Origin of the sequence: Bacillus sp. FSL W8-1202, from assembly GCF_038006165.1 — a bacterium.
Taxonomy (GTDB): Bacteria; Bacillota; Bacilli; order Bacillales; family Bacillaceae; genus Bacillus; species Bacillus subtilis.
The window spans coordinates 1481575-1490278 of the sequence record NZ_JBBOUR010000001.1 but is presented as its reverse complement, the minus strand read 5'-3'; the positions used below and the strand labels follow the sequence as shown (position 1 = coordinate 1490278).

Genomic DNA, 8704 nt, shown 5'->3' with positions numbered 1-8704 from the left:
AAAAACAGATGGCCGCTATTAAAGCAGGCTGCCGTCAGTCAGTATTGCGGCGTTTAACACAAGCGGATAAAGACCGCAAGACCCCATCCTAATAAGAAACCAATTTCGGCTATTTATTCATTGTTTTCAATATTTTTTATCTTTCTACCGTTCACTTTAAATGAAAAAAATGTTTTTATCACCGAAAAATGGGTGAAAAGTTTCATGCGGGATGCCGAAATATTCCAGTTTATTTACAGGGATATTTTTGCGGGATGCCGAAATCATTTCCACTAAACATTATTTACAGAAAAATAAAAATTTTCAAACCAAACTGCTGCGTTCAATCTTTTTTTATTGCTGAATGCAATTTACAATCTTTACATGACTATGTGTACCGCGCAAAAACCGAAAAACAGGCAAAAAAAAGACACCCTTGCGAAGAGCGTCTTACAACGATTCTTTCATGACATTTTTGTCGATATCAATCAATTCCATATAGCCTTTCCCCCACTCATACATGGCTTCAAGAATAGGCATGAGGCTTTCTCCATGCAGGGTCAGAGAATACTCAACCTTCGGCGGGACAACCGGATACACTTCCCTGTGAACAATCATATCCTGCTCAAGCTCTCTCAGCTGATTCACGAGGATCTTCTGCGTAATATCAGGAATCAATGTTTTTAATTCATTGAACCGCTTTGTGCCTTCTTTTCCTAAATGCCATAAAATGAGCATCTTCCATTTACCGCCAATCACTGCAAGCGTTAATTCCTTCTCACAATTAAACCTTTTGTCGTCCATCCGGCTCAATAGAATCCCCCCTTAGTAACCTTTTTGTATGTTAGATACGTATCATCACTTACTTACTTTTTTTGCAGACTCTTTTTTCATTATACTCACTCATAAAATCAAGCGAAAGAAATCTGATTGTCTCTCCTCACAGTATCCTCCAAGTAACTTGTTGACTTCAAAGTGCCTACTTCTCAACAAAAGAGGGAACCTATAGAATGAACAATAATTCAAGAAAGGGAGTTGATCAACAATGGAATTACAGCTTGCATTAGACCTCGTCAACATTCCAGAAGCCATTGAGCTCGTCAAAGAGGTAGAACAATACATCGACGTAGTTGAAATTGGAACACCGGTCGTCATCAATGAAGGCCTAAGAGCCGTTAAAGAAATAAAAGAAGCATTTCCTCAATTGAAGGTTCTTGCAGACCTGAAAATCATGGATGCCGGAGGCTACGAAATTATGAAAGCGTCGGAAGCAGGCGCTGACATCATCACCGTTTTAGGGGCTACAGACGATGCAACGATTAAAGGCGCAGTAGAAGAAGCCAAAAAACAAAAGAAGAAAATCTTAGTGGACATGATTAACGTGAAAGATATCGAATCCCGTGCGAAAGAAATTGACGCACTCGGTGTTGACTACATCTGCGTCCACACTGGCTATGATCTTCAAGCAGAGGGCAAAAACTCTTTCGAAGAATTAACGACAATCAAAAATACCGTAAAAAACGCAAAAACCGCAATCGCGGGCGGCATCAAACTTGATACACTGCCAGAAGTGATCAAGCAAAACCCTGACCTTGTCATTGTTGGGGGCGGAATTACAAGCGCAGCTGATAAGGCGGAAACAGCTTCAAAAATGAAGCAGCTGATTGTCCAAGGATAACTCCTATGAAAACGACTGAATACGTAGCGGAAATTCTCAATGAGTTACACCGTTCAGCAGCTTATATTTCTAATGAAGAGGCTGACCAGCTTGCCGATCACATTCTTTCATCCCACCAAATTTTCACCGCGGGTGCGGGGCGGTCTGGCCTGATGGCAAAATCCTTCGCGATGAGACTGATGCACATGGGCTTCAACGCCCATATTGTAGGTGAGATTCTCACTCCGCCGCTCGCCGAAGGAGATCTAGTTATTATCGGCTCAGGATCAGGCGAGACAAAAAGCTTGATTCATACCGCAGCAAAAGCAAAAAGCTTACACGGAATTGTTGCCGCTTTAACCATCAATCCGGAATCAAGCATCGGAAAACAAGCGGACCTCATCATCAGAATGCCTGGTTCTCCTAAAGACCAGTCAAACGGAAGCTATAAAACCATTCAGCCAATGGGATCATTATTTGAACAAACTTTGCTGCTCTTCTATGATGCAGTGATTTTAAAACTCATGGAGAAAAAAGGACTCGATTCTGAAACTATGTTCACTCACCACGCAAACCTTGAATAGCATCACACAACCGGCCTGAAGATCAGGCCGGTTTTATTTTTTCTAAAATAAAACTTTAAACCCGAAAACCCGATAAGTAATATGACCTACAAATCCTAAAAGGAGGAATTATGTTGATAAAACGATTTAAGATGAAGCTAGGAACTAAAATTCTTTGCCTCGTTTTCGTGGTGATTCTTTTGTTTTCGGCATCAGTTGGCACTGTGATGCTTAAGGAAATTACAGAAAACATGAAACAAATGGCAACTGAAAAAGCGAAAGGTGATCTCGCTTTAAGCAGCACTTATATTGATGATGTCATGTCAGGCGACTGGCAGGTGAAAAACAATAAGCTCTATAAAGGGCAAACACAAATCAATGGAAATGAAGATATTGTTGATCTGCTTGGTGAAAAGACAGGTGATACCATTACCATTTTCCAAGGCGATACTCGTGTTGCAACCAATGTCATGAAGAATGGCGAAAGAGCTGTCGGCACCCAGGCTTCTTCTGAAGTTATTGCCGCTGTTTTAAAGAAAGGAAAGCGTTTTTACGGACAAGCAGATGTAGCAGGTTCTTCTTATCAGACTGCATACATGCCGTTAAAAGATCAAAACGGGAGCATCATCGGCATGCTGTATACCGGAGCTAATCAAAGTATTTTAGCATCACTTACACAATCACTTTTCACTCAATTCGCTATCGTTCTTGTTATCGTCATTATGCTATCAGTCATCCTTGTCTTGGTTTTCACCAGAAAAATCAACAAGCGCCTGAACGCTTTAAAAAGCGCCTTTGAAAGTGCCGGAAACGGAGATATGACAATAGAGGTGTCAGACAAAACCGGTGACGAGCTATCAGAACTAAGCGTCTATTATAATAAGATGAGAATGAAGCTGAACGATACCATACAAACCGTACAACAATCAGCCCTTCAGCTTGCGTCAGCCTCTCAGCAGCTCTCAGCCGGAGCAGAGGAAACAAATCAAGCTTCAGAAAAAATCACAGAAGCTGTACAGCAGATTGCAAATGGAGCCCAAGATCAGATCATCCGAATTGAAAATAGTGAAAGCTCATTAAAACAAGCTTCAGCAGACATCCGGGATATTTCTGCAAATACTGCCGCTATCGCTGACAAAGGGCAGCTCGCTCAATCAAAAGCAGACATTGGACAAAAGGAAATTGCAAATGTACAGGCGCAAATGGATGCGATTCACCAGTCAATTCAGAAAAGCGGAGAAATCATACACCAGTTAGACGGCCGCTCTAAACAAATTGAGCAAATTTTATCGGTCATCACCCAAATTGCCGATCAGACAAACCTGCTTGCGCTGAATGCAGCTATTGAAGCTGCCAGAGCCGGTGAACAAGGAAAAGGCTTTGCTGTTGTTGCTGATGAAGTACGGAAATTAGCAGAAGAGTCTCAACAGTCCGCGGGGCAGATTTCAAAACTGATCATAGAAATACAAAAGGATATGAACCGGTCTGCAAGATCTGTTGAGCATGTGAAAACAGAAGCTGCAGAAGGAGTCACCATGATCCAGCACACCAGAGATGCATTTAAGGAAATTGCAGCTGCAACAGGTGAAATCAGCGCCGAGATTAGTGATTTATCAGCATCTGTAACAAACATTTCAGCCAGTGCACATCAAATAAATGATTCCTTTGCAGCCAATACGGCCGACATTAAAGAATCTACTAAAAATACCCGGCAAGCGGCTGCATTAACAGAGGAGCAATTTGCTGCAATGGAGGAGATTACCGCAGCTTCTGAAACACTTTCTCAATTAGCTGAGGAGCTTACCGGTATCATAAGCCAATTTAAAATGATTAATCAAGCCGAAAACGGCTGATGACTTACTATCATTATTGTAAATTGGCAATCGTATTTTGCTGAAAACAAATATTTCGATCTGCTAAAATTACGATTTCTGCAATAAACTGAGCGTAAAACATAAAATTTAAACCTTTACACCAAATGCTTTCTGGATTACTCTTGTGTCAGTTTTAAAAGCGGGAGGTGAACATCACGACGGACATCATAAAAACGATACTTCTCGTCATCGTCATCATAGCAGCTGCAGCTGCCGGCCTGATAAAAGGAGACTTTTTCTCAGCTGATCAAAAAACGTCTCAAACGAAAGAATATGATGAAACAATCGCCTTCCCATCTGACCGGTATCCCGAAACTGCCAAGCATATTAAGGATGCGATAAATGAGGGGCACTCAGAGGTGTGCACTATCGACAGAGACGGAGCTGAGGAACGCCGCGAGCAATCATTAAAGGACGTACCTTCCAAAAAGGGGTATGACAGAGATGAATGGCCAATGGCCATGTGCAAAGAAGGCGGTGAGGGAGCTTCTGTAGAATACATTTCTCCCGCTGACAACCGCGGAGCAGGCTCTTGGGTCGGGCATCAGCTTACCGATTACCCAGACGGCACAAAGGTTTTATTCACAATTCAGTAAACAGTACATAGAGGAGGAACAGCACATTGATCAAATCATGGAAGCCGCAAGAACTTTCGATTTCATATCACCAATTTACTGTATTTCAAAAGGATTCTACACCTCCTGTAATGGATTGGACTGACGAAGCGATTGAAAAAGGATATGCTGCGGCAGACGGAGCCATTTCCTTTGAGGCACAGCGAAATACAAAGGCCTTTATTCTTTTGCGCCTGAACAGTTCAGAAACAGTAAGCTCGTATGAAAAAAAAGTGACTGTTCCTTTTCATATCACAGAAAACGGAATTCATATTGAAAGCATCATGTCTAAAAGACTATCCTTTGATCTGCCTAAAGGAGACTATCAATTGACATGCTGGACTGTGCCGGCTGAAATGTCAGATTTGCACGCCGACACTTATATTATTGATGCTGTTTCTGTGTAATGAAAAACCCCTGAGAGAATAACTCTCAGGGACTCTTTATAAACTTTCTCCGTTCGTCTTGATGACATCTTGATACCAATAAAAGCTTTTTTTCTTCAAGCGTTTTAAATCGTATGTGCTTTCTTCATCACGATTGACATATACAAATCCGTATCTTTTTTGGTAGCCGTTCAGCCAGCTTAACAAATCAGTAAACGACCAGCTGCAATAGCCGATTAAATCGACACCGTCACTGATGGCTTGTCTGCATTGCTCAAGATGCGAACGTAAATAATCAATTCGATAATCATCCTGTACAGAGCCGTCCTCAACTTTATCAAATTCACCCAAACCGTTCTCTGTTATAAACACTGGAAGCTGATAGCGGCTTGTAATTCGGCGAAGACCGATACGCAGCCCAATTGGGTCAATTGTCCAATCCCAGTTGCTCGTTGTCAGATACGGATTTTTTTTCGTTTTGAACACTCCGGGTATCCCCGTCTCCTGATTGGTTCCCTTTTGGCCTGTCGTATTCATTTTCCCTTCAGACACACCATCAAGCGGATTTCGTTCATAGGTGATCGTCTGATAATAATTGACACCTACAAAATCAGGCTTCCCTTTGGCAAGCAGCTCCATATCTCCTGCTTCGATTGTCGGCGCCCATCCCTGTTTTTCCAAGTAGCGGAATGGAATTTGCGGGTAGGTTCCCCAGCAATACATGTCAAGCCACCAATTGTTCATAAATTCTTCGGCGTTTTCAAATGCCAGTATATCCTCTGGATGGCTTGATAAAGGGTAAGCCGGAGAATAAGCAAAGCTAGGACCTATTTTGCCTTCAGGCACATATTCTCTAAATGATTCGATGGCTTTTGCATTAGCCAGAAACGCAATATGATTTGCTTCGTAAAATCGTTTTCTGTCTTTCACTCCAGGCGGATGCATGGCTGTAATAAATCCATGATTAAAATTGTAGTTCTGTTCGTTTAATGTAACCCAATATTTCACCCTGTCTCCAAAACGTTTATAAAGAGTAATACAGTAGTGATTAAAATCCTCTATGATGTTTCTGGATTCAAACCCGCCGTATTCGTCCATAAGCGCTTGAGGCAAATCCCAGTGATATAAAGTCAGAACCGGCTCGATGTGATGAGAAAGCAATTCATCAATCAGACTATCGTAAAACGCTAGACCTGCTTCATTGATCTCTCCTTTTCCTTTTGGAAAAACCCGTGGCCAGCTGACGGAAAATCGATACGCTTTTAACCCCATCTCAGCCATCAGAGCGACATCTTCTTTAAATCGGTGATAATGGTCAACCGCAATGTCGCCATTGGTTCCTTTAAACGTTTTGCCCGGTATTTTCGTAAACACATCCCAAACAGAGGGGCCTTTGCCATCTTCATTCCAAGCGCCTTCAATCTGGTACGCTGCAGAAGCAGAGCCCCACAAAAAATGTTTCGGAAAAGATTCTGGATGCTGGTGGATCATAGTGTTTATCACTCCTGAATTATTTGATAAACCTATCATAGGCTATGAAACGCGTTTCAGATCAACTCGATGTTAGTCGCGGAACAGCTCAGCTAATATTGCCTACCTGTAAATAACGCAAAAGCACCCAATTCCCATTGGATGCTTTCCATTTTAATGTCTTTTTTCAAATTTATGCGGATGAGGATGGTGCTTTGGAACAAAGCCGTTTTGTTTCATCATTTCAAAGTGTTTGTCCAAGTGATTTTTGATGTGTTCTCCTCTTTCTTTAGGCAGGATACCGTATTGTACATACTTTGAGATCACGTCTTTGCGCTTTTTAAGAATCTCTGCTTCCAGTTGTTCAATCTCTTTCTTTTGCTGATCTGTCAGTGTAACATTTGCGGGAGGCTGCTGCTGTTTTTCAGCGGCCTCTGCTGTACCGGTCAGAGAAATGACAGCCGCTGCAATGAACATTGTGATGATGTTGATGGTTATTCGTTTCATCCAATTTATTCCTCCAATCCTATTTTTCATATGGTTTGCTGCCTTGTATTTTTTATGCATAAAAATAAAAAGAGCGAACCATTATTCGCTCTTTCTAATCTCTTCGTCAGTATTAAGTTCTTCTTCACCTGGTGTCGCATAAGTGACATATGTTCCCGCGATTAAATCATGCAGGGTCCGTTTGTCTTCTCGTACGGCAATCAGAATCAGGCTGGCGATCAAGCCGAGTCCGAAGGTTATAGCGTAAACCAGGCCGGCTACAATAACCCGTAAAAACATTGTTAACAGGCTGACTTGTGATCCGTCTTTTTTTACGATTCTGATTCCGCAGATTCTTTTTCCGATAAGGTAGCCGCGCCAAAACACCGGCAGCAAAATAGAGTACAGCAGTACAATCCGGATGGTTTGTAAATATTCATTTGACTCCCCATTATGGTTTAAATGTTTCCATTTTCTTTCTCATCGAATATATCATATGCCTTAGGGGCATCAGCAAGGGCTTAAATTTTATCGGTTTCATGTCTCTTGACCATTTCTTCCGGTATTGGCATAGATGAGTGACGGGTCTGCTGCATCCTTCACTTTCACATGCGTTTCCTTGGTACGTCTGGCATTCATCCTTGGACAATTCCTTTTTTTCATCACCTCTTCCCTTCATAGACGCTTTTAAACACCCACCCATGCCTTTTGTATACACAATTCGAACTTTTTGAAAACGCGATCAACATATTGCAACCCCTTATGTTCAATGCTATCTTTTTAGTTGATTAACAGATTGGGGGAACTATAGGTGAAATCATTCATGCATTCCAAAGCCGTTATATTCAGTTTCACAATGGCTTTCTTTCTTATATTGGCAGCCTGTTCCGGCAAAAATGAAGCCGATTCCAAGGATACAGGCTGGGAGCAGATTAAGGATAAAGGGAAAATCGTAGTCGCTACATCAGGCACGCTTTATCCCACTTCTTATCATGATACCGACTCTGGCTCCGATAAGCTGACGGGCTACGAGGTTGAAGTTGTTCGTGAAGCGGCAAAACGCCTGGGATTGAAGGTTGAGTTCAAGGAGATGGGCATTGACGGGATGCTGACAGCGGTGAACAGCGGACAGGTTGACGCAGCCGCGAATGACATCGATGTGACGAAGGACCGCGAGAAGAAGTTCGCATTTTCTACTCCATATAAATATTCATACGGTACAGCAATTGTCCGAAAAGACAATTTATCAGGGATTAAAACGCTCAAGGATTTAAAAGGGAAGAAAGCGGCTGGCGCGGCTACAACCGTCTACATGGAGGTCGCGAGAAAATACGGCGCCAAAGAAGTGATTTATGATAATGCGACGAATGAGCAATATTTAAAAGATGTTGCCAACGGACGCACTGACGTCATTTTAAACGACTATTACCTGCAGACACTTGCGCTCGCGGCATTCCCGGATCTCAACATTACAATTCATCCTGACATCAAGTACATGCCGAACAAACAGGCCCTTGTCATGAAAAAAAGCAATGCGGCACTTCAGAAAAAGATGAACGAAGCATTGAAAGAGATGAGCAAGGATGGCTCTTTGACTAAACTGTCGAAACAATTCTTCAATAAAGCAGATGTATCAAAAAAAATTGATGCCGACGTTCAGGACGTTGATTTGTAA

Annotated in this window: 9 protein-coding genes and 2 pseudogenes; 6 read left to right on the top strand and 5 right to left on the bottom strand. The window is 42.1% G+C overall.

Annotation, left to right across the window (positions count from 1 at the left end; all coding sequences use genetic code 11):
- Window positions 1–429: 429 nt before the first annotated feature.
- The gene (gene hxlR / locus NSQ09_RS07835) at window positions 430–792 is read right to left on the bottom strand and encodes a transcriptional activator HxlR (protein WP_257986416.1); all 363 of its coding nucleotides are present in this window, start codon (window positions 790–792) and stop codon (window positions 430–432) included.
- Window positions 793–1024: 232 nt separating this feature from the next.
- Between hxlR and hxlA the strand changes: the two genes are divergently transcribed.
- From hxlA to nin, 5 genes are all read left to right on the top strand, one after another.
- Window positions 1025–1657: a 3-hexulose-6-phosphate synthase gene (gene hxlA / locus NSQ09_RS07830; RefSeq protein WP_003234604.1), complete on the top strand. Its 633-nt coding sequence runs from the start codon at window positions 1025–1027 to the stop codon at window positions 1655–1657.
- Between the two features lie 5 nt (window positions 1658–1662).
- Entirely contained in the window at window positions 1663–2220 is a 558-nt protein-coding gene (gene hxlB, locus NSQ09_RS07825) for a 6-phospho-3-hexuloisomerase (protein ID WP_003234605.1), read from the top strand.
- A 110-nt stretch (window positions 2221–2330) separates the two neighbouring features.
- Window positions 2331–4052 (top strand): methyl-accepting chemotaxis protein TlpC, encoded by a 1722-nt coding sequence (gene tlpC / locus NSQ09_RS07820; RefSeq protein WP_328207008.1) that lies wholly within the window; start codon window positions 2331–2333, stop codon window positions 4050–4052.
- A 167-nt stretch (window positions 4053–4219) separates the two neighbouring features.
- Window positions 4220–4669 (top strand): DNA-entry nuclease, encoded by a 450-nt coding sequence (nucA, locus tag NSQ09_RS07815; protein ID WP_017696127.1) that lies wholly within the window; start codon window positions 4220–4222, stop codon window positions 4667–4669.
- A 26-nt stretch (window positions 4670–4695) separates the two neighbouring features.
- Window positions 4696–5094, top strand: coding sequence for a DNA-entry nuclease inhibitor (gene nin, locus NSQ09_RS07810; protein ID WP_017696126.1), 399 nt, complete (start codon window positions 4696–4698; stop codon window positions 5092–5094).
- 36 nt (window positions 5095–5130) lie between these two features.
- On the opposite strand, the gene bglC is transcribed toward nin, so the two are convergent.
- The 4 genes and pseudogenes from bglC to NSQ09_RS07790 form a co-directional block, all read right to left on the bottom strand.
- The gene (gene bglC / locus NSQ09_RS07805) at window positions 5131–6564 is read right to left on the bottom strand and encodes a 6-phospho-beta-glucosidase (RefSeq protein WP_017696125.1); all 1434 of its coding nucleotides are present in this window, start codon (window positions 6562–6564) and stop codon (window positions 5131–5133) included.
- A 153-nt stretch (window positions 6565–6717) separates the two neighbouring features.
- Complete coding sequence (locus NSQ09_RS07800) at window positions 6718–7110, bottom strand: YckD family protein (protein ID WP_015382734.1); 393 nt, start codon at window positions 7108–7110, stop codon at window positions 6718–6720.
- A gap of 21 nt (window positions 7111–7131) precedes the next feature.
- Window positions 7132–7446: pseudogene (locus NSQ09_RS07795) on the bottom strand (RDD family protein); the annotation flags it as partial.
- Window positions 7447–7487: 41 nt separating this feature from the next.
- Window positions 7488–7678, bottom strand: a pseudogene (locus NSQ09_RS07790) (hypothetical protein).
- A 162-nt stretch (window positions 7679–7840) separates the two neighbouring features.
- Between NSQ09_RS07790 and NSQ09_RS07785 the strand changes: the two are divergent.
- Window positions 7841–8704, top strand: a complete 864-nt coding sequence (locus tag NSQ09_RS07785) for a transporter substrate-binding domain-containing protein (protein ID WP_072557073.1) — start codon at window positions 7841–7843, stop codon at window positions 8702–8704.

Bases quoted from the DNA above. Each gene is read 5' to 3' on its own strand.
- hxlA (WP_003234604.1), top strand. From the start codon at position 1,025: ATGGAATTACAGCTTGCATTAGACCTCGTCAACATTCCAGAAGCCATT.
- hxlB (WP_003234605.1), top strand. From the start codon at position 1,663: ATGAAAACGACTGAATACGTAGCGGAAATTCTCAATGAGTTACACCGT.
- tlpC (WP_328207008.1), top strand. From the start codon at position 2,331: ATGTTGATAAAACGATTTAAGATGAAGCTAGGAACTAAAATTCTTTGC.
- bglC (WP_017696125.1), bottom strand. From the start codon at position 6,564: ATGATCCACCAGCATCCAGAATCTTTTCCGAAACATTTTTTGTGGGGC.
- NSQ09_RS07800 (WP_015382734.1), bottom strand. From the start codon at position 7,110: ATGCATAAAAAATACAAGGCAGCAAACCATATGAAAAATAGGATTGGA.